The organism is Bradyrhizobium arachidis (genome assembly GCF_024758505.1).
GTDB lineage: Bacteria > Pseudomonadota > Alphaproteobacteria > Rhizobiales > Xanthobacteraceae > Bradyrhizobium > Bradyrhizobium manausense_C.
On sequence record NZ_CP077970.1, the window covers coordinates 6,551,237 to 6,571,883 of the forward strand.

General features: G+C 64.0%; 16 protein-coding genes and 1 pseudogene. 6 read left to right on the forward strand and 11 right to left on the reverse strand.

All coding sequences use genetic code 11. From position 1 onward, the window contains the following. Positions 1 to 5 precede the first annotated feature (5 nt). From KUF59_RS30270 to KUF59_RS30300, 7 genes are all read right to left on the reverse strand, one after another. A complete protein-coding gene (locus KUF59_RS30270) occupies positions 6 to 1,256 on the reverse strand; it encodes an adenylate/guanylate cyclase domain-containing protein (protein ID WP_212455846.1) in 1,251 nt (416 codons plus the stop codon). Continuing rightward, positions 1,253 to 1,642 carry a response regulator gene (locus tag KUF59_RS30275; RefSeq protein WP_212455847.1) on the reverse strand — a complete coding sequence of 130 codons (390 nt, stop codon included), beginning with the start codon at positions 1,640 to 1,642 and terminating at the stop codon, positions 1,253 to 1,255. The genes KUF59_RS30270 and KUF59_RS30275 overlap by 4 nt, the downstream gene beginning before the upstream one ends. Next, positions 1,639 to 4,344: an ATP-binding protein gene (locus KUF59_RS30280; RefSeq protein WP_212455848.1), complete on the reverse strand. Its 2,706-nt coding sequence runs from the start codon at positions 4,342 to 4,344 to the stop codon at positions 1,639 to 1,641. Before KUF59_RS30280 ends, KUF59_RS30275 begins: the two co-directional genes overlap by 4 nt. 167 nt (positions 4,345 to 4,511) lie before the next feature. After that, entirely contained in the window at positions 4,512 to 7,607 is a 3,096-nt protein-coding gene (locus tag KUF59_RS30285; RefSeq protein WP_212456018.1) for a MexW/MexI family multidrug efflux RND transporter permease subunit, read from the reverse strand. Between the two features lie 75 nt (positions 7,608 to 7,682). Beyond that, complete coding sequence (locus KUF59_RS30290) at positions 7,683 to 8,873, reverse strand: efflux RND transporter periplasmic adaptor subunit (protein ID WP_212455849.1); 1,191 nt, start codon at positions 8,871 to 8,873, stop codon at positions 7,683 to 7,685. 1 nt (position 8,874) lies between these two features. Next, positions 8,875 to 9,561 carry a TetR/AcrR family transcriptional regulator gene (locus tag KUF59_RS30295; RefSeq protein WP_249139992.1) on the reverse strand — a complete coding sequence of 229 codons (687 nt, stop codon included), beginning with the start codon at positions 9,559 to 9,561 and terminating at the stop codon, positions 8,875 to 8,877. Between the two features lie 98 nt (positions 9,562 to 9,659). Further along, positions 9,660 to 10,328, reverse strand: a complete 669-nt coding sequence (locus tag KUF59_RS30300) for a GntR family transcriptional regulator (RefSeq protein WP_212455851.1) — start codon at positions 10,326 to 10,328, stop codon at positions 9,660 to 9,662. A 102-nt stretch (positions 10,329 to 10,430) separates the two neighbouring features. Here KUF59_RS30300 and KUF59_RS30305 point away from each other — a divergent pair, with 102 nt between their 5' ends. Then, positions 10,431 to 11,420, forward strand: coding sequence for a DMT family transporter (locus KUF59_RS30305; RefSeq protein ID WP_212455852.1), 990 nt, complete (start codon positions 10,431 to 10,433; stop codon positions 11,418 to 11,420). 67 nt (positions 11,421 to 11,487) lie between these two features. Here KUF59_RS30305 and KUF59_RS30310 read toward each other — a convergent pair whose 3' ends face one another. Together KUF59_RS30310 and KUF59_RS30315 are read right to left on the reverse strand one after the other, a co-directional pair. Continuing rightward, the gene (locus tag KUF59_RS30310) at positions 11,488 to 12,078 is read right to left on the reverse strand and encodes a thiamine pyrophosphate-dependent enzyme (RefSeq protein ID WP_212455853.1); all 591 of its coding nucleotides are present in this window, start codon (positions 12,076 to 12,078) and stop codon (positions 11,488 to 11,490) included. Further along, positions 12,075 to 12,608, reverse strand: coding sequence for a phosphonopyruvate decarboxylase (locus KUF59_RS30315; protein WP_212455854.1), 534 nt, complete (start codon positions 12,606 to 12,608; stop codon positions 12,075 to 12,077). Before KUF59_RS30315 ends, KUF59_RS30310 begins: the two co-directional genes overlap by 4 nt. A 104-nt stretch (positions 12,609 to 12,712) precedes the next feature. Between KUF59_RS30315 and KUF59_RS30320 the strand changes: the two genes are divergently transcribed. From KUF59_RS30320 to KUF59_RS30330, 3 genes are all read left to right on the forward strand, one after another. Continuing rightward, positions 12,713 to 13,933, forward strand: coding sequence for a cytochrome P450 (locus KUF59_RS30320; RefSeq protein ID WP_258767292.1), 1,221 nt, complete (start codon positions 12,713 to 12,715; stop codon positions 13,931 to 13,933). A 30-nt stretch (positions 13,934 to 13,963) separates the two neighbouring features. Further along, positions 13,964 to 15,181, forward strand: a complete 1,218-nt coding sequence (gene rocD / locus KUF59_RS30325; protein WP_258767293.1) for an ornithine--oxo-acid transaminase — start codon at positions 13,964 to 13,966, stop codon at positions 15,179 to 15,181. A gap of 509 nt (positions 15,182 to 15,690) precedes the next feature. Continuing rightward, positions 15,691 to 17,217 (forward strand): Spy/CpxP family protein refolding chaperone, encoded by a 1,527-nt coding sequence (locus KUF59_RS30330; RefSeq protein WP_258770040.1) that lies wholly within the window; start codon positions 15,691 to 15,693, stop codon positions 17,215 to 17,217. Positions 17,218 to 17,235: 18 nt separating this feature from the next. Here KUF59_RS30330 and KUF59_RS30335 read toward each other — a convergent pair. Continuing rightward, a pseudogene (locus KUF59_RS30335) lies at positions 17,236 to 17,441 on the reverse strand (sugar phosphate isomerase/epimerase); the annotation flags it as partial. A gap of 241 nt (positions 17,442 to 17,682) precedes the next feature. Here KUF59_RS30335 and KUF59_RS30340 point away from each other — a divergent pair. Together KUF59_RS30340 and KUF59_RS30345 are read left to right on the forward strand one after the other, a co-directional pair. After that, positions 17,683 to 17,883 carry a hypothetical protein gene (locus KUF59_RS30340; RefSeq protein ID WP_212455858.1) on the forward strand — a complete coding sequence of 67 codons (201 nt, stop codon included), beginning with the start codon at positions 17,683 to 17,685 and terminating at the stop codon, positions 17,881 to 17,883. Between the two features lie 60 nt (positions 17,884 to 17,943). After that, positions 17,944 to 20,097 (forward strand): B12-binding domain-containing radical SAM protein, encoded by a 2,154-nt coding sequence (locus tag KUF59_RS30345; protein WP_212455859.1) that lies wholly within the window; start codon positions 17,944 to 17,946, stop codon positions 20,095 to 20,097. A 90-nt stretch (positions 20,098 to 20,187) separates the two neighbouring features. Here KUF59_RS30345 and KUF59_RS30350 read toward each other — a convergent pair whose 3' ends face one another. Continuing rightward, positions 20,188 to 20,628: a retropepsin-like aspartic protease family protein gene (locus KUF59_RS30350; protein WP_212455860.1), complete on the reverse strand. Its 441-nt coding sequence runs from the start codon at positions 20,626 to 20,628 to the stop codon at positions 20,188 to 20,190. Positions 20,629 to 20,647: the final 19 nt, after the last annotated feature.

The window sequence follows — 20,647 nt, forward strand, 5'->3', positions numbered from 1 at the left end:
ATTCCCTATTCCAGTTGCATACGGACGCCCTTGGCGCCGTTGAGCAGGCGCTTCAGATGGAAGCCGGCCAGTGCATCGTCGGCATGCATGCCGACCAGCGCGGCAAATGCGGGCATGGCGGCCACGTCGCCGGATTCCAGCTTGGCGAAAGCTTCCGAATATTGCGCCGTCGCGGGTGCATCGAACTTCTCGGCCTTCAATGGCTCGAACGCCCGCAGGGGCTCGCTGCGGCCGCGCAGGACGAGATCGCCGACGGGACGGCCGCGGAAATTTTCAGCCCCCTTCGCGATGCTGGCGCTGACGCAGATGCGGGTGCCCAGGTGCTTGTTCGCGGCTTCGAGCCGCGCGGCCGTGTTCACGGTATCGCCATAGGCCGTGTAATCGAAGAAGCGGTTGCCGCCGAAATTGCCGACCAGCGCGGGCCCGGCATGCGCCCCGATCCGGGTCGCGCCAAAGTCCACGCCCTTGGCCTTCCAGCGCTCGCGAAAGCCCTCGGCCCAGGCGTCGAGGTCGTGCGCGCAGGCAACCGCCCGCGTCGCAAAGTCCGGCTGATCGCCGGGCGCGTTGAACAGCACCTGGATCGCATCGCCGATGATCTTGGCGACGGTGCCTTCGTGCTCGAACACGATCTCGGTCATCCCGCCGACATATTCGTTGAGCAACTCGCCGAGCGTCTCTGGCGCCGCGCTTTCGACCAGCGTCGTGAAGCCGGTGATGTCGGTGAAGATGGTGGCGATCTCACGCCACTGCACCTCCATGCCGTTGCTCTCCCCGTGCGAGGCAAGGCGCTTGGCGATCTCAGGCGAGAAATAGCGCGACAGCGAGGCATGCGCCCGCTCGGCCTCCGCCTGGCGCCGCCGCGCCTCGCGCAGCATCTCGACATGGCGGATGGTCTTCTGGATCGTGGTCTCCAGGTCGGCAAAATCGATCGGCTTGGTCAGGAAGTCGAACGCACCGCGGTTCATGGCGGTGCGGATGTTGCTCATGTCGCCATAAGCCGAGACGATGATGGTCGACTTCTTGTCCTCGGCCTCCTGCAGCTTCGCAAGCAGGGACAATCCGTCCATCCGCGGCATGTTGATGTCGGAGACGACCATGTCGACATGCGGATGCTCCGCGATCGACTCCAGTGCCTCGACGCCGTCATGCGCAAATACGAAGCTGACGACGCCGTCGCGAATCTGCCTGCGGAATTTCTGGAGCACCAGCGCCTCCAGATCCGGCTCGTCGTCGACAACGAGGATGGTCGCGGTCATGCGGCTTGCCCGAGCCTCGAGTCGATCTCCTGCCGCAGCAGGGCGAAGTCGATCGGCTTTGTGAGGAGCCCGTCGGCGCCGCGCTCGATCGCCTTTTTGCGCGTCTCGGCGTCGCCATAGGCGGTGATCATGATGACGGGAACGTCCGGCCGCTCGGCGCGCACTTTTGGCAGCATCTCGAGCCCGCTCATGCCGGGCATGTTGATGTCGGACAGAATCAGGACCAGCGAGGGGTCGCGGACATCAGTTGCGCGCTCGATCGCCGCCGGCGCGGAGGGCGCGAACTCCATCTGGAATCGACCCGAACGCAGGTCCCGCCGAAACTGCTGTCGGAACAGCGTTTCAACGTCCGGCTCGTCGTCGACGACGAGGATGTAAACGTTCAATTCCTGCCTCCGGTATTGCCTTGTGCCGCCAGCATGCGCGGCAGCGTAATGATGAATTCGGTAAATGCACCCGGCTCGGTCTTCACCTCGATCGTACCGCCGTGCTGTTTCACGACGATGTCGTGGCTCATGGAGAGCCCGAGCCCCGTCCCCTCGCCCGCCGGTTTGGTGGTGAAGAACGGATTGAACATCTTCTCCTTCACCTCGGGCGGGATGCCGGTGCCGTTGTCGCGGATCCTGATCTCGACCTTGTTGCCGAGGCTTTTGGTCGACGCGCTCAGGGTCGGCTCAAAACCGCTGGCTTCGTGCTGCTTGCGCTTGGTCGCAGCATAGAAGCCGTTCGAGATCAGATTGAGGAATACGCGGGTGATCTCCTGCGGATAGATGTCGAGCATGCCCGCCGCCGGATCCAAATCGCGCTTGAGCGTAATGTTGAAGCCCGACTTTTCGGCGCGCGCGCCGTGATAGGCGAGATTGAGGCTTTCCTCGACGATCGCGTTGATATCGGCCTCGCGGTGCTCGCCCGAGCCTTCGCGCGAATGTAGCAGCATGTTCTTGACGATGGAGTCGGCACGCTTGCCGTGCTGCACGACCTTCTCGAGGTTGCCCTTGAGCATGTGGGTGAGTTCGTCGACCTCCTCCTTGGTCTTGTCGTCGAGCTTTGCCGCCTCCAGCACCTCGTGGAGTTCGTCGATCAGCTCGGTCGATACGGACGAGAAATTGTTGACGAAGTTCAGCGGGTTCTTGATCTCGTGAGCGATGCCGGCGGTGAGCTGTCCGAGGGAGGCGAGCTTCTCGGTCTGGATCAGGCGGTCCTGCGCGGTGCGCAAGTCGTCGAGTGATTGCGACAGCTCGGTCGTGCGCTCGCGCAGTTCATTCAGCAGCCGTGTATTCTCAATGGCGATGACGGCCTGATTGGCGAAGTTGGCGACCAACTCGATCTGCTTATCTGTAAAGCGCCTTACTTCTTGTCGAAAAATCGTGATCGAGCCGACCAACTGATCTTCCTTGAGCATGGGCACAATCACCAACGTGCGGGCGCCAGCAAGATCAGCGAGTGCACGGACGTTTGGATGACCGTCAAGGTAAGGCGGTTCCGTTCTAAGATCTTCGATCTGAACAGTTTGCCGCGTTCTTTCGACGACACTAAGTCCACTCTCCGGATGCGGCCGGATGAGCTTGTAGAGCTGGGTTTCGATGTATTCCCGTGGAGCGTTGTAAAGCGCGACCGTGCGAAAGCCGCCATCCTGGTACAACGTCATCGTCCCAAACTTTGCTCCGCAAATGCGGGTCGCATTTTCCAGCATCTTGTCAAAAACGGGAGTAAGTTCGCCGGCTGATGAGCTGATCGTCTCCAAAACCTCGGACGTTGCTGTTTGCTGCTGCAGGGACTCGGTGAGCTCCGCCGTGCGCTGCTCGACCTTCTTTTCCAGGTTGGCATAGGATTCCTGCAGCCGCGCGCCCATGTCGTTGAACTGATTGGCGAGCCCTTCGAGCTCGTCCCCCGTCTTGATCGAGATGCGCTGGGAGAAGTCGCCGCCGCCGATGCGCTCGGCGCCGGTGCGCAGCGCCTGGATCGGGCCGACCATGCGCCGCGCCAAGAAGATGCCGGCGAGCACGGCGAAGATCGACGCCGCAAGCAGCACGATGGCAAGCCGCTGCAGCGAGGCATAGAGCGAGGCATAGGCTTCCTCGACCGGCAATTCCACGAACATGGTCCAGCCGAGCGGCGCGATAGGGGCGGACGCGGTCAGCACCTCTTGGCCCTGGATGTTCAGCGACCCCTGCAGGGAGTCCGCGCTGCCGTCCGTCGTCGCAACCCGCGGCGGTGTTGGCAGCGGCGTTGCGCGCCCCCCGGAAGCGGTCTGCGCCGCTTGCGCTGCGGCTGCCTCCTCTGCCTGCGCCGCAATCGCTGCCTGCAAGGCCAACGCCGCCTGCACCTGAACCAGCCTGGACATGTCGGTGTTGCGCAGCACCAGGCTGATATCGGGATGCGCGATCAGGCGCCCCTCCGGCCCCACCACATAGGCATGGCCGTGCTCGCCGACCTTGATCTGGGAGACGACGTCCCAGATCAGCTTGAGATTCACCTCTGCAATGCTGACGCCGGCGTCCTTGCGCGTGCCCGCCAGCGCCAGAGTCATATAGGGCTCGGACTCCCGGCGGAAATAGACCGGACCGTAGTAAACCTTGCGGGCGACCGCCTCGGCGAATTTCGGATCCTTCGAGAAGTCGGCGCCACTATCGATGACATCCATGGCAAGGCGCGAGACGCGCAGCCGCTCCTTGCCGCTCGAATCGACCTGGGCGAGTTCCGTGATCGCCGGCACCTGGCGCAACAGCCTCAGCGCGTCGAACCGGCGCTGCTCGAGCGAGCCGGCCGACCAGGGGAGCTGCGTGGTCCAGCCGAGCTGGCTCTCGATCTCCTTGACGAACTGACCGATCTTGGCGGCGGCCGCCTCGGCCTGCTCGTGCTGGATCCGGATCAGCGCGGCCTTGTGCTCGCGATAATAGAAGAAAACCTCGAAGATGCCGTTGGCGAGCAGCGCCACGGCCACGACAGCCACGAACAGGGCGACATATTTGGCGAACAGGCGGGTGCGGATCCGCGGCCCCGCCCCAACCCCGGACGCATCGCTGCCCGGCGCCGCCTCAGGCAGCGCCCCGGCCCGGGGCGTGTCGGGGTGGAGGGACATGCTCATGCCCCCGAATCTAGCAAGAAGGCCGAAGCTTGTCTCTTGCAGGCCGGGCGAAAAGAACGACTTGGAGGCTGTCGCAGCGCGGAATCGCGGTCTCGCCGACCCGGTATGAAAAAGGGCGGCAACGGGATTAACCGTTACCGCCCTCCATATTCGGTTGGCTGTCGCCGTCAGGTCGGCCGCAGCGCCTTGTCTCCGATGTCCACGGCGTCGATCTGCCTGTTTCGCTCGGAATCCAGCTTGGCCCGGTGATCGGTCGCGAGCACCACATAGACGGCCGGCAGCACGAACAGCGTGAACAGCGTGCCGATCGACATGCCGGCGACGACCACGAGACCGATCGAGAAGCGACTGGCCGCGCCGGCGCCGGTCGCGGTCAGCAGCGGAATCAGGCCGGTGACCATCGCAGCCGTCGTCATCAGGATCGGCCGCAGACGAATGCGCGCCGACATTTCGATGGCCGAACGGCGATCCAGCCGCTCATTGACCTGGAGCTCGTTGGCGAACTCCACCATCAGGATGCCGTGCTTGGTGATCAGGCCGACCAGGGTCAACAGACCGACCTGGGTGTAGATGTTCATGGTGGCCATGCCGAAGAACAGCGGGATCAAGGCGCCGACGATTGCCATCGGCACCGAGATCATGATCACGAACGGGTCACGCAGACTCTCGAACTGCGCCGCCAGCACCAGGAAGATGATGATCAGCGCGAAACCAAAGGTGATCGCGAGTTGGTTACCCTCCTGGACGTACTGCCTGGAGTCAGCGAGATAGTCGTGGCTGAAGCCCTGCGGCAGCTTCTTGGCCTCGCTTTCGAGGAAGTCGACCGCGGCGCCGACGGTCACGCCGGGCATCGGCACGGCCGAGAAGGTCGCCGAGTTCAGCTGGTTGTAGTGCGTCAACGAATTCGGAGCGGTCGAGGTCTCGATCGACACCACCGTCGACAGCGGCAGCTGCTGGCCGGTGTTGGTCGCCACATAGTAGCTACCAAGCGCCTCCGGCGAGAGCCGTTTATCGCGCGGCACCTGAGGAATGACTTGATACGAACGACCTTCAAGGTTGAAGCGGTTGATGTAATTGCCGCCGCCCAGGACCGCGAGCGCGCTGCCGATGTTCTGCATGTTGATGCCAAGATCCTGCGCCTTGGCACGGTCGACCTTCACGGTCACCATCGGCTGATTGAAGGCAAGATCACTGTCCGAGACGATGAACATGCCGCTCTTGCGTGCGGCGGCCTTCAGCTTCTCCATCTGCTCATAGACGGCCTGGAAGCCGGCGGTCGAATTGATCACCATCTGCACCGGCAGGCCGCCCGGCCCACCCGGTAGTGCCGGCAGGTTGAAGGCGAACGCCTGCACGCCCTCGATCTTGCTGATCTCTCCCTGCACCAGCGGCTTCAACTGGATCGAGGACCGCTTGCGCTCATCCCACGGCTTGAGCAGCATGCCAGCGATGCCGCCCTGCGGCCCGTTGATGCCGTTGAGCACGAAACGCAAGTCGGTTTCCGGGAATTTCTGGAACGCCTTGTCGAGCTTGTCGCCATAGAAGTCGACATAATCGATGTTGGCGTATTTCGGCGCCTTGGTCACCGCGAACACGATGCCCTGGTCCTCGTCGGGCGCGAGCTCCTTCGAGGTGTGCATGTAAAGGAAGCCGACGAGGCCGAGGATCGTCACCGCGAACAGTCCCGTGATGGCCTTGTAGTCGAGCGAGCGGTCGAGTTTGCGGCCGTACCAGCGCGTCAGGGCGCCGAACACCCTGTTCACCAGCTTTGCAAACCGGCCCTCTTCCGCGTTCTTCAGCAGCATCGAGCACATCATCGGCGACAGCGTCAGCGCGATCACGCCGGACACGATCACCGAGCCCGCCAGGGTGAAGGCGAATTCGCGGAACAGCGAACCGGTGAGACCGCCGAGGAAGCCGATCGGCGCGTACACCGCCGCAAGCGTGATGGTCATCGAGATGACGGGACCGACGATTTCGCGCGCGCCCTCCAATGCGGATTGCACCGGCGACTTGCCCTCCTCCAGATGGCGGTGGATGTTCTCCACCACGACGATGGCGTCGTCGACCACGAGGCCGATCGCGAGCACCATCGCGAGAAGTGTCAGCAGATTGAAGCTGAAGCCCAGCGCCAGCATCATCGTGCAGACGCCGATCATCGACAGCGGAATGGTGACGACGGGGATGATGACCGAGCGGAACGAGGCCAGGAACAGGAAGATGACCACGATGACGATGATCACGGCTTCGCCGAGCGTCTTCTCCACCTCGTCGATCGAGGACTGGATGAACTTGGTCGAGTCGTAGGCGACCTTCATCTTCATCGACGGCGGCAGATTGCGCTCGAGCTCGGGGAACAGCGCGCGCACGCCCTTGACCAGCGTCAGCGGGTTGCCTTGCGGGGTCGCCTGTACGCCGATGAAGATGGCGTGCTCGCCGTTGAAGGCGACGCTGGCGTCCGTGCTTTGCGCGGCAAGTTCGACGGTTGCGATGTCCTCCATCCGCACGAAGCCGCCGTCCTTGGCCTTGACGATCATCTTCTTGAACTGATTGACGTCGGTGAGACCCGTGTTCGTCGTGATGTTCGAGACGATGAGATAGCCCTTGGTCTGGCCCGCCGCCGACTGGAAGTTGTTGGTGGCGATCGCGGCCGCCACATCGGCCGGCGACACATTGCGGCCGGCCATCTTCACGGGATCAAGCCACAGCCGCATCGCGAAGGTCTGGCCACCGAGGATGTCGGCCGAGGCGACGCCGTCGACGGTCGACAGCACCGGCTGCACCACGCGCGTCAGATAGTCCGAGATCGCCGAGCCCGACAGCTCCTCCGAGGAGAAGCCGAGATACATCACAGCCGTGGTCTGGCCGGTCGTCTTGGTCACGATCGGATCGTTCGATTCCTTCGGGATCAGGTATTTGACCGAGTTCGTCTTGGCGAGAACTTCGGTGAGCGCCTGGTTCGGATCAAAATTCAGCTTGATGTAGACCTGGATCGTCGAGGTGCCCTGCACCGACGACGAGGTGATGTAGTCGACACCCTCGGCGGACGCGACCGCCTGCTCGATCGGCGTGGTGATGAAGCCCTGGATCAGGTCCGCGGAGGCACCGGGATAGACGGTCGTGATGTTGATGACCGTGTTCGACAATTTTGGATATTGCCGGATCGGCAGCACCATTGCCGCGCGCAAGCCGATCAGCAGGATCAGCAGGCTGACGACGACCGACAGGACCGGGCGTTTGATGAAAATATCGGTAAATGCCATCGCGGCGATCTCGAATTCGTTGGCTTGAGAGGCATGATCCGGCCCGTGCCGGATCATGCTGCGTCTAGCGCGTTGTCAGTAGCGCGGCGGTTGCGCCGGGATGGGCGGAGCCGGATCGGTCGAAATCGACACGGCCGAGCCCGATTGCAGCTTGAGCTGACCGACGGCGACGACCTTGTCGCCCGGCTTCAAGCCCTTGAGAATCTCGGCGCGTCCATCGACCCGGTTGCCGGTCTGCACGAAGGTGCGCACCGCACTTAAGGTGGTCTTGCCGTCCTCTTCCTTCTTCTCGGTGATCAGGAAGACCGAGTCGCCGTACAGCGTGTAGTCGACCGACGTCTCCGGAACGGTGATGACCGGCGGCTTCTCCGGCAGCACGACCGTGGTGGTCACGAACATGCCGGGCTTCAGGATCTTCTCCGGATTGGCGATCGTGGCCTGGACGCGGATGTTACGCGTGTCGCTCGCGATCTGCGGCTCGATGGTGGTGATCCTGCCCTCGAAGACGCGGCCCGGATAGGCGTCGACCTTCAGACGGACGGTCTGTCCGACCTTGAGCTGACCGGAATCCTTTTCCGTCACGGTGAAGTTGGCCCACAGCTCCGAGAGATCGGTGAGAGAGACGATCGCCGTGCCCGCGGTGAGATACTGGCCGACCTCGACCTTGCGGACGCCGAGATCGCCCTCGAACGGAGCGCGCACCAGCTTCTGCGAGATCAGCGCCTCGGTCTTGGCGATGCCGGCCTGCGCCTGGTCGTACGACGCCTGCGCCTGGTCGACGGTCGCCTGCGGTCCGAACTGCCGCGAGGCGAGCTGCTTGGCACGCTCGAGCGACAGCGCGGCGACGGTCGACTGCGCCTTGAAGTTGGCAAGGTCGCCCTGCTCCGGCGCGTCGAAGAGCTGCACCAGCGGCATTCCCGCGGTGACATGCGCGCCCGGCTCGAACTTGATCTCGGTGACGCGGCCGTTGACGTCGGCGGTGACGTTGACCTGGTGGACGGCGGCGAGTTCGCCGACCGCGGTCAACAGGTTCGGCACCATCTCGGACTTCGCCTCGGCAACGCTGACGGCCACCGGCGGTGGCTTGTTGTTGGCGAAGAACTGCTTGATCATCTGGCCGCGGAAGGAATTGAACCAGACGAGTCCGCCCACGAGTGCGCCAAGCAGCACGCCGACAATCAAGAACCAGCGCACCGGCTTGACCGGACGCTGCGGCGCCTTGTCGATCGGTTCGCCCGATATTTTGTGTTCTGCCACGATGTTCATCTCATGCACTTTCTGCAATCGCCGTGTTGCCGGCACCCGGCGCCAAAACGCGGTCCAGATGCGAAGCAATTGCGGCGTCGTTAAGTCCGATACCTCTCAGGAGAAACTCACAGAGCTGACGTTCGAGATCGTTCGTCGTGCCGTAGGAGAGACACGGCGTCGCCGGCAACCTGGTCAGCGCGGCCGTCATCACGGCGTGATGCGCGAACCAGAACAGATTGAGCGGATCGCTGGCGCGAGGCGTCGCGTCACCGGCCGCAACCGCGCGCTCCAGCGATGCCACGAACACCGCCCCGATCAGTTTTTCGATCTTGGCATAGAGCAGACGGGCGAATTCGCCATCGTCCAGATGGCTGGTGACCATCAGCCGGAGGCGCTGCGCCTCCTCCTGATCCGGCCCGTCGGCGATCTGCACGAAGTGCTCGACCATGCCGCGGATCAGTTCGACGAGGGTCGCGGTCGACGGCTCGCGCTCGAGCAGATCCGTCAATGCGGGATCCGCCTCGCACTCCTCGGAGAGGATCTCGGCATAGAGCGCAGCCTTGGACGGGAAATGCTTGAACAGCAGCGCCTCGGAAATGGCAGCCGCGGCCGCCACGCTCTTGGTCGTGGTGCCGGTATAACCATGCCGTGCAAAGCAACGTTTTGCGGCACCGAGGATGAGTTGCCTCCTCAGGTCGCTCGTCATACGCAATGAGCTCATGTTAGTGAGTAAGCACTCACCCACGCAAAAGTCAAGCACTATGTTGCAGCGCAACCTAAATGCGCTGCAAATTCAGCGGGATATCAACGCGCTCCGACGATCGCGAAACCGCGGGCGCGCAGGCCCCGCCGATCCGCATCCAGCGACCGGAGCAGCCGATCCCTGGTATCACGGACATGCGCGCCAGCTTCGCGGGCCGCCTCATCCGGCTGCCTGTTCCGGATGAAGCCGAGGATGCGCCGGTGCTCGGCGAAGGCCTGCTCGCGGGATGCCTCGGTCCAGACCTCCAGCCAGCGGGCGCGCGAGAGCCTGGTCATCACCCCCTCGATCGCGCCGGCGAGAAACTTGTTGCCGCTGAGTCGGGCAATCTCGACATGGAAGTCGGTCCCGATCTTGTGCCACTCCTCGCGCGGCACATCGGGCCGGCAGGCATTGAGCATCTCCTCGACGGCGTCGAGATCGGCTGGCGCTGCGCGCTCGCAGGCCAGCCTCACGGCCGTCACCTCGAGCGGTTCGCGGTATTCGGAAAGCGCCTGGATTTCGCCGAGGTCGATCGGGGCAACGGCCCAATTCCGGCCGTCACGCTGCACCAGCCCCTCGCCCTCCAGCCGCGCCAGCGCCGCCCGGATCGGCGTGCGGGAGCTTTCGAATCGGCCCTCCAGCCAGCGCTCGCTCAGGCGCTCGCCAGGACCAAGGTCCAGCGAGAGGATCATGTCCCGAAGCTGATCGTGGATCAGCAGCATTTGCGACATGACAGGAACTCCCGAATTGTGCGCCCTGCTTTGGTATCCCAATTTGGTATCCCAATCAACACATTCATGGTATCCCAATTTGGTATTCCGGAGGAGGCAAGCATGACAGCGGCGACCGACCATGAAGAGGCGCCCGCCTCTGCCGAGACCGCCACGCGCCCGACATCCGCCAGCTACAGCCTCGTTGGCGTGGCACTGGCGGCGATTGCCGCGGTCGCGTTCTCGCTGCGCGCGATTTTCGTCAAGCTGGCCTATGAGGACATGAGCGACCCCGTGACGCTGCTGGCGTTGCGGATGATCTTCTCACTGCCGTTTTTGGCAGTCGCAGCAGTGATCCACCGCCGCTCTGCGCCGGCCAGGACATCACTCACGGCGCCGCTCACGCGACGCGATGCGCTGGCCCTCACCGCGCTCGGTTTCGTCGGCTATTATCTGTCGAGCTTCCTCGATATGGCCGGACTGCAATTCGTGGGCGCCGGAATCGGCCGCCTGCTGATCTTCCTGTATCCGACCATCGTCGTGATCATCTCTGCACTCGTGCTGGACAAGCGCATATCGCAACGGGAAGTCGTTGCGCTTCTGATCACCTATGCCGGCGTTGCACTGGTGCTCTCGGCCCAGTTCAACAGGCCGAGCGAGAATTTCTGGCTCGGAGCGGGGCTCGTGATGTCGAGCGCCATCACCTTCTCGATCTATCTCGTGGGCAGCGGCGAAGTCGTAACAAGACTTGGGCCGATCCGCTTCACGGCTTACGCGACCGCTGCCGCCAGCGTGTTCTGCATCATGCAATTCCTGTTGCTGCGTCCCCTCAGCGCGCTTGCGTTGCCGCTACGCGTCTACGAACTTGCGCTGGCGATGGCGTTGTTCTCGACGGTCATGCCGCTGTTCATGATGGCAGAAGCGTTGCGCCGCATCGGTGCGAGCAGGGTCGCGATGGTCAGCGCGCTCGGGCCCGCCGCGACGGTCGTCTCCGGCTACCTTGGCCTCGACGAGCGGATGACATGGCTCCAGACGATCGGCGGCGTCCTGATCGTCTCGGGTGTGTTGATCGTTGCCGCTCACGTGCGCCGGATGGACCGGAAGCAGCGCTAATCGCGCCTTAGCTTTTTTTGAGCATGATCTTTTCGGAAAACCGCCGTACACTTCTCCGGATCATGCTCTAGATCGGCGCAAAGCCGAGATCGCTGCGCATGCGGTTGACGATGTAGGTGCCGTCCCGCGTGGGCAGGATGCGTTCCACCTCGGCGCTGTCGACCTTCACATTGGCAAAGCGCGGCCCGGCCACGACGTCGTGGACGGATTTTGCGAACGCCTCGACCTCGGCCATGGTCGAGATGCTGCGGCTGTCCGCGATGCCGCAGGATTTTGCCACGCCGACGAGATCGGCGGCCGCGGAGGTGTGGCTGGTCTGCCCGCCGGTCTCGCCATAGCGTTCATTGTCGAGCACGAGGATAGAGAGGTTGGCCGGCTTTTGCAGGCCGATAGTGGCAAAGCTGCCCAGGCCCATCAGCATCTCGCCGTCCCCGGTGATGACCAGCACCGGCAGCTTCGGCTGCGCCAATGCCAGCCCCAGGCCGATCATGGCGGCGCCACCCATGCCGCCCCAGAGGTAGAAGTTGCGGGCGTGGTCGCCGGCGGCGCAGATGTCGTTGGTCGATGCGCCGAGGCCGCCGATCGCAACCACGTCCTTGCGGTTCGCAAGCAATGCGGAGACGACCTCGCGGCGGTTGAGGAGATTGGCCTTGCTCATTTGGTGAAAACCTTGGCGCCGATCAGGCGCTGGGACAACAGGACGGCGGTCGGGGTCAGCGCGTTGTAGGCTTGCGCGGCGGCGGCCTGCAGCACGTCGGGCACCTCCTGCGCATTCGATGCGCGCAATACCTGGACGCCGGACAGTTCGAAGACGCCCCGCGTAGTCGAGCCCATCGGCACCTGCCAGGGATTGAACTCGCCCCACTCGCCGCGCATGGTGACGAGTGTCAGGAAGGGAAAGCGCAGGATCGGGATCAGCGACAGCATGTTGATGCAATTGCCGACGCCGCTCGACTGCATCAGCAAGACGCCGCGCTGTCCGCCGGCCCAGGCGCCGGCCATTAGCGCTATGCCCTCCTCCTCGGTTGTCAGCGGAATGCCGCGCATGGTGGAGGAACCCAGCACACGCTGGATAAGCCTGGAATGCCCGGCGTCTGGCACGTAAGGCACCTGACGGACCTCGAAGCGCTCAAGCGTGGAGTAGATCGCCTCCGGCCAGTCGGAAGATGTTTTGCTATCAGCGAGCATGGGCCTTTCCAGAGAAGAATGCGAGCGGCAGCGGACTGTAACGCGCAACCACCTTTCCGGAAGACGAAAAACGGCATATCAGTTTTCGAAAAGAGAATGGCAGCATGACAGGAAACGCACGCGACCTCGCCGCCCGCTTCGATCTCGAGAAGCTGACGCCGGAATTCTACGACGATCCCTATCCGACTTATCGTGCACTGCGGGAGAACGAGCCGGTCAAGCGGCTGCCGAACGGCACGGTGTTCCTCACCCGTTACGACGATCTCGTCACGACCTACAAGAACACGAAGTCGTTCAGCTCCGACAAGAAGAAGGAGTTTGCGCCGAAATACGGCGACACCCTGCTCTACGAGCACCACACCACGAGTCTGGTCTTCAACGATCCGCCGGCGCACACCCGCGCGCGACGCCTGATCATGGGCGCATTGTCGCCGCGCGCCATCGCAGGGATGGAGCCCGACCTCATCAAGCTGATCGACAGCCTGCTCGACGGGATCGCCGCCAAGGGCGCTTGCGAGCTCATCGACGATTTTGCCGCCTCGATTCCCATCGAGGTGATCGGCAATCTGCTCGACGTCCCCCATGACGAGCGCACGCCGCTGCGTGATTGGTCGCTGGCGATTCTTGGTGCGCTCGAGCCGGTCGTGTCGACGAAGGCCGCCACGCGCGGCAACAAGGCTCTCAAAGACTTTCTCGCCTATCTCCAGACGCTGGTCGAACGCCGGCGCGAGAGGCCCGGCAATCCGGAACGTGACGTGCTCACCCGCCTGATCCAGGGCGAGGAGAATGGCGAGCGACTGACCGAGAAGGAGCTGCTGCACAATTGCATCTTCCTGCTCAACGCCGGCCACGAGACCACCACCAATCTGATCGGCAACGGCCTCGTCACGCTCCAGAAGAATCCCGAGCAGAAGCAGCGGCTGATCGATAACCCCGACCTGATCAAGACGGCGGTCGAGGAGATGCTGCGCTATGAAAGCTCGAACCAGCTCGGCAACCGCATGACCACCGAGCGGATCGAGCTCGGCGGCGTGATGCTTGATGCCGGCACCTCGATCACACTCTGCATTGGAGCTGCCAACCGCGACCCGGCGCAATTTCCGGACCCTGAAACCTTCGACATCGCGCGCACGCCGAACCGGCACCTCGCCTTTGCCACCGGCGCGCACCAATGCGCCGGCATGGCGCTGGCGCGTCTCGAAGGCGCCATCGCGATCTCCCGCTTCCTGGCGCGCTTCCCGAACTATGCGCTAAGCGGCCGGCCCGTGCGCGGCGGCCGCGTCCGCTTCCGCGGATTTTTGAGCGTGCCGTGCATTATCGGCTAATATGCCTGAGATAAGCTGGAGTGACGAAAGATGAGTAGTCCGCCAGTCGCCGATTTCATCGCGAGGGAAGCGCGCTTCGGCGCCCGCAACTACGAACCGCTCGGCGTCGTCCTGTCGCGCGGCGAAGGCGTCTTCGTGTGGGATACCCAGGGCAATCGCTATCTGGATTGCCTCTCCGCCTATTCGGCCATCAACCAGGGCCACTGCCACCCCAAGATTCTGGCCGCGATGATCGAACAGGCAGGCCGGTTGACGCTGACCTCGCGTGCATTCCACAACGACCAACTCGCCCCGTTCTACGAGCAGATCGCGGAACTGACCGGGTCCCACAAGGTGCTGCCGATGAACAGCGGCGCCGAGGCAGTGGAGAGCGCCATCAAGTCCGTGCGCAAATGGGGTTATGAGGTGAAGGGAGTGCCCGACGGGCAAGCCGAGATCATCGTCTGCGCCAACAATTTCCACGGACGCACTCTTGGCATCGTCGGCTTCTCGACCGACCCGGCAACGCGCGAGCATTTCGGGCCATTCGCGCCGGGCTTCAGGATCATTCCGTTCGGCGATGCCGCAGCACTGGAGCAGGCGATCACGCCGAACACCGTTGCCTTCCTGGTCGAGCCGATCCAGGGCGAGGCCGGCGTCATCATTCCACCAGCGGGCTATTTCACTGGGGTACGCGAGCTATGCACCGCGCACGACGTGATGCTGATCCTCGACGAGATCCAGACCGGGCTCGGCCGCACCGGCAAGCTGCTTGCGGAACAGCATGAAGGCATCGAGGCCGATGTGACACTGCTCGGCAAGGCGCTGTCCGGCGGTTTCTATCCCGTCTCGGCCGTGCTTTCGAACAACGAGGTCCTCGGCACGCTGAAGCCTGGCCAGCACGGCTCGACATTCGGCGGCAACCCGCTCGCCTGTGCAGTGGCGCGGGCGGCACTCCGCGTGCTCGTCGAAGAAGGGATGATCGAGAACGCTGCGGTGCAGGGTGAGCGTTTTCTGGAAGGCTTGAGGAGCATCCGCGCCAACACGGTCCGCGAGGTGCGCGGACGCGGGCTGATGCTGGCGGTCGAGCTTCATCCTGAGGCCGGCCGCGCACGTCGCTACTGCGAGGCGCTGCAAGCCAAGGGCATCCTCGCCAAGGATACCCATGAGCACACGATCCGCATCGCCCCGCCGCTGGTCATCACCAGCGACCAGGTCGACTGGGCGCTGGAACGGCTCGCCACCACGCTGACGCAGGATTTCGCCTAAGGCTGCCTGCGTCGGAAGACCGCAATGCCGGCCGCGGTCGACCACGAACGATTCCGGTACTCGCGCGTTGACAATTGCGGGCGACTGGGACGAGCGGAGCCGCAATCATGCTTCCGCGTGACGTTTGCCTTTCGGCCTTTTTGGTCGGTGTTGCGGTGCTGGCAGTGAGCGCCGGCGCGTCCGCCCAAGGACCTGGAAAAGGTGGACCGCCGGGGCCAGCCGCGGCTCGGCCGGCAGCACCACCTGCAATGGCCCGTCCGGCGGCACCACCAGCGATGGCGCGCCCCGCCGCACCGCCAGCGATGGCGCCGCGCCCAATGCCGCAGGTCGCTGCTCCGCCGCCACGTCCGGCACCGCACATCGCCGCACCGCCGCCGCGAGCAACCCCGCACGTGGCGGCGCCGCGGCCTGAAATCCCTCGGGCGCCGACGGCTCCGCAACGTCCGGCCGTGACGCCACGGCAGCCGCCCGATATCGCCGCCCCCTCACGCCCAAGCGCACCGCCGGCCGTGAGCGAGCGGGCGGGGCCGCGCGAGGGGCTTTCGCGCCAATCGGCGGAACGCCAGGGCCGCGTCGACCGCTTGCAGCAGCGCGTGCAGCAACTGCAGTCGCAAAAGCCGGAAGGCCCGCGTGCGCAACGCGAGCAACAACGGTTGCTGCAGTCGCAGAGTCGTCTGCTTGGGCGTGAGCAGCATGTGCAACAGCGCCAGCAGCAGATCGAGCAACGCCAGCGCGAGACGCTGTCGCGCCAGACCACGGAGCGCCAGACCCGCATCGATCGCTTGCAGCAGCGCGTGCAGCAACTCCAGTCACAGAAGCCGGAAGGCGCACGGGCACAACACGAGCAGCAGCGGATGCTCCAGACGCAGAACCGCTTGCTCGCGCGGGAGCAGCGCGCACAGCAAGGTGACCTGGCGCGCCAGCAGCGGTTGGGCGTGCAGGGTCCGGCTGCGCGAGCCACCGCCGCGGCCGCCGCCATGCAGGCCGCCGAGCGCGGGCGATTTGCGGCGCGCTTCCGCGAGCAGGCTGCGGTGCAAACGCAGCCGGCACTCGTCACCCGCCAGAGCGGCTGGGCTCCGCGGCAGGCCTGGCGGCACCGCCATCCCGCAGCCTTCGTGGCGTGGCTTGGGCCGGTGTTCTGGCCGTATGCCTATTCCGACATCTTTGATTACACGTTCTGGTCCTATGCCTACGAGCCCGGCTATTGGGCGTACGCGTACGACGACTTCGTCGACACCGTGTTCTGGGGTTATGACAGCCCCTACTCAGCCTATGCCAGCATCAACCCGCACGACTATCCGCAAGCCGGCGGCGGCTACCGGGCGCGCCAACGCGCCGGCGTGAGTTCGCAGATGCCGGGGCAATTGTGCGGCGATCCGGACAAGGGCGTCACCGCGTGGCCGCTCGCCGATATTGAGCGGGCGGTGCGGCCGACGCCCGAGCAACGCGCGTTGCTCGACGAGTTGAGGGCCGCCGCTGCAAGGGCTGCCGATGTGTTCAAGGACTCCTGCCCGGAGACTTATGCGCTGACACCGCCTGGCCGCCTGCGGGCGATGATGAACCGCGTCAACGCGACGCTGGAAGCGGTCAAGATCGTGCGACCGGCCCTGGAGAATTTCTACAACTCGCTCAATGATGAGCAGCAGGCCAGCTTCAACGCACTCGGCCCCAATGTCGGCGAGCGCTCGCCGCAGCAGCAGGAGGCCAGCGCCGAGGGCTGCGGCGATCCGAAGTCCAGCCTGACCCAACTGCCGATCGAGAGGATCGACACCGTGCTCCATCCCGCGGGCAAGCAGAAGGAAGCGCTTGACCGCCTGGGCGAGGCGACGGCGAAGGGCGTTGAGGGGCTGCAGGCGGCCTGTCCGAACGACGTGCCACTGACGCCGGTCGGCCGGCTGGAGGCGATGCAGCGCCGGCTCGAGGCCATGCTGAGCGCTGCGAAGTTGGTCGAGCCCACCCTGGACGAGTTCTATGCAACGCTGAGCAGCGAGCAGAAGGCGCGCTTCAACACGCTGCAACGGGTCGCGAGCCCGTGAAAGCAGCGCGTGTAGAACCTACACCATCGTGCGATGCCGTTCGATGCAGGTCCGCAGCACCTCATCCATCGGCCGGCCCCACCAGTCGTTAAAGAATTCTCGATCTCCGAATAACCGGAATTGCCTTGCGCCTCGACGGCGGCGCGCGCCGATTTGATGTCGATCACGCCGTCACCCGTCAGGCCACGGTCGTTGAGGATGTCCTTCGACAGGACAAGCCAGTCGGAACGCCAGCAGGCCGCCGCTCGCGCAACAGTTGCAAAACTGCGACAAAGTTGACAATTCTATACAACACAACCTATTGTTGACGAACTCCGGCAGCAGGCTTATAAAGCCGGCTCGCGATATTTGCGACACTGCGACTTCGATAGGTCATTGCGCTTTCGCTCATACCGGCACCCTGAGATTGCGATCCTGCCGGACCGTTGACGAAAGATCTCTCCCAACCCGGCGAGGAGGCATCCTATGGCAGCAGCCAAAAATACCGAGCATAAGGTCGTTTTGACGATTCCCGATATCGGGCTGAGCAAGGCTCAGATCAATTCACTCAAAAAGAATTTCAAGAACGAGGTCGTCACTCACCTCGGCGGTGCCGAGGCTCTGGCACGACGCCGCATCGTCGTGGTGGTCGTCGTCGTGATCGTCTTCCAGCGAGCGAAAGTCTGACGGGTTGCGAACCGGCGCGCTGGCGTCCAGCACCGCCCGCAACGTCGAAGGCGGCGAGCCATGATGCATGATCGATCGGTGGCGCTTGCTCAGGCGGATCATCCGGTGCCGCGCGCTCATCGCGGCGGCGCGCTGAAGATGTGCCTGGTCGGTCCGCCGACCGTGACCGACTTCGAGGATCCCGAGGTCGCGGAAAGCGAAGCCATCCGTCTCATCGCCGAGCACGCCCCGATCGGCGTGCTCAGCCTTGCCGCGGTTCTCGAACGGCACGGTGTGGCGCCGCAGATCGTCGACCTCAACCGGCTCTACTACGCCTATTTGCGCGCACCCGGCGAGGCGGCTGCGAAGCCCGACTTTTGCTCCTACGTTGCCGCGGAGCTCGACAAGCTCGACTTCGACGTCCTCGGCTTCAGCTCGATCTGCAGCAGCTATCCGCTGACCATCCGCATCGCGCAGGACATGAAGCGGCGGCGCCCGGACGTTCCCATCATCTTCGGCGGCCCGCAGGCGTCCGTCGTCGACGTGCCGACCATGCAAGCCTATCCATTCGTCGATTTCGTCGTCCGCGGCGAGGCAGAAGAGACGCTGCCAGCCTTGATCAAGACCATCGCGGCGGGTGCGTCGCCTGCCGGCATACAAGGCCTCACCTATCGCGACGGCGACAGGCTGGTGCGCGCGCCAAACGCGCCGATCATCGCCGACCTCGACGCGATCCCGCTTCCCGCCTTCCACCTCTATCCCGAGTTGAAGGACTGCCACTACGTCCCCCTCGAGCTCGGGCGCGGCTGTCCGTTCGCCTGCACCTTCTGTTCGACCAATGACTTCTTCCGGCGCAAGTTCCGCCTCAAGTCACCCGAGAAAGTCATCGAGCAGATGCGGCAGGTCCGCGACGTCTACGGCATCACCACCTTCGACCTGATCCATGACATGTTCACCGTCGACCGCAAGCGTGTCATCGCGTTCTGCGAGGCCGTGATCGCGACGGGCGAGACATTCTACTGGAATTGCAGCGCCCGCACCGACTGCATCGACGACGACATGATCGCGACCATGGCGCGCGCCGGCTGCAAGGCGATCTTCTTCGGGATCGAGACCGGGTCGGCGCGCCTGCAAAAAATCGTCAAGAAGAACATCGACCTCAATGAAGCCACGGCGCGCCTCGTGGCCACGGATGGCAATCAGATCACGACCGCCGTCTCGCTGATCACCGGCTTCCCCGATGAGACCATGGAGGACTTACGCGACACCGTGCACTTCTTCGTGGACTCGCTGCGGTTCGATTTCGCCGAGCCCCAGCTTCACATCCTTGCGCCGCTGGCCGAGACGCCGCTGGAATCCCGTTTCCGCAGCCAGTTGGTGTTTGACGACATCCTCTCCGACATGTCGCACCAGGGCTGGCGCCAGGATCCGGTCGACCGTGAGATGATCCAGCAGCATCTCGACATCTTCCCCAACTTCTACTCGATCCCGACGCCAGCGCTCGATCGCGCCTATTTGCGCGAGTTGCGCGACTTCCTGCTGAATGGCTCCGCCCGGTTCCGGTGGCTCCTCGTTGCCTTGCACCAGGATTCCGGTGACGTGACGAAAGCGTTCGAGGCCTTTCGCAACTGGTATGCGGCAACTCCCGACAAGGGGCCGCGACCCGGCCTGCAGGAGAGCCGCTACTACGCCTCGATCACGTTCCGGGACGACTTCTTCGAATTCGTGCGCGACGTCTACGCCCCGCGCCTCGCCCGCACGCCGCGCGTGCTGCATTCGATCATGGACTATGAGCGCGCGCTGATCGCCGAAACGCCATTGCCCGCGGACACTGCGATCGACGGCCACGATGTCTCCGACATCACGCTGGTGCCAAAACTCGTCGACGGTGTCGTGCTTACCGAATGCGCCGCCGACTATCAGCGCATCATCCGCTGCCTGCGGCGCAAGGGCGATTTGCGCCGCATTCCCCGGAAGCCAGCGACCATCGCCACCCGCCAGCACGCCGACAAGCGGCTCGACGTGGTCTTGCTCAGCCCGCTCTCGGCGCAACTGCTCAAGCTCTGCGACGGCGAGCGGGCCATCTCCGAGATTGCGACCCGGCTCGTCCCGGCCAGCCGGTCGATGGCAAATATCCCGACCGACAAGGTCTGCATGTTCGGGCTCGAGGTGCTGCGGCAGCAAGGGCTGATCGCACTGCACCGCGAGTCCGCGATCAGCGCTTCGCAGGCTTAAAGCGCGACGGCTTTAGGTTGAATCGTCATCGCGCTTTAGCTCTTTGTTTGAGCATGATCTTTTCGGAAAACCGCTGCGCACTTTTCCGGATCATGCTTTACGCGTCCTGACCGCGCGAGGCTTGAGCCGCAGCAGGCCGCTTGGATAATCCAGCGTCACAACGAAAGACTTCAGGAAATTGTAGCCGACGAGGCCTGCGACCTGGACGCCGAGTCGCTGCTCGACATGGTCGAGCGCCATGATCGCGACGCCGAGGTTCCGGACGGTGTGGGAGCCGAGCCGGAAGCTTTTGAGCTTGGCGAGGCTGGCTTCGATGCGGCCGCCCGCGCCGATCGCCGTCGGCTTTTTGCCGGCTGGCTTAAGGCCGACCGCGGCGGCGGTATCCGGCGTGACCACGCAGAACGACGCGCCGGTATCGAGCACGAAATTGAACGGGCCCTGTCCGTTCACCTCGGCTTCGACCATCAGGAGCGGCCGGGCGGGACTGATGCGGAAGCGGATTGCTCCGCGCGGCGCTGACGTCCTGGCCATCTGACATCCTCAAGGTCGC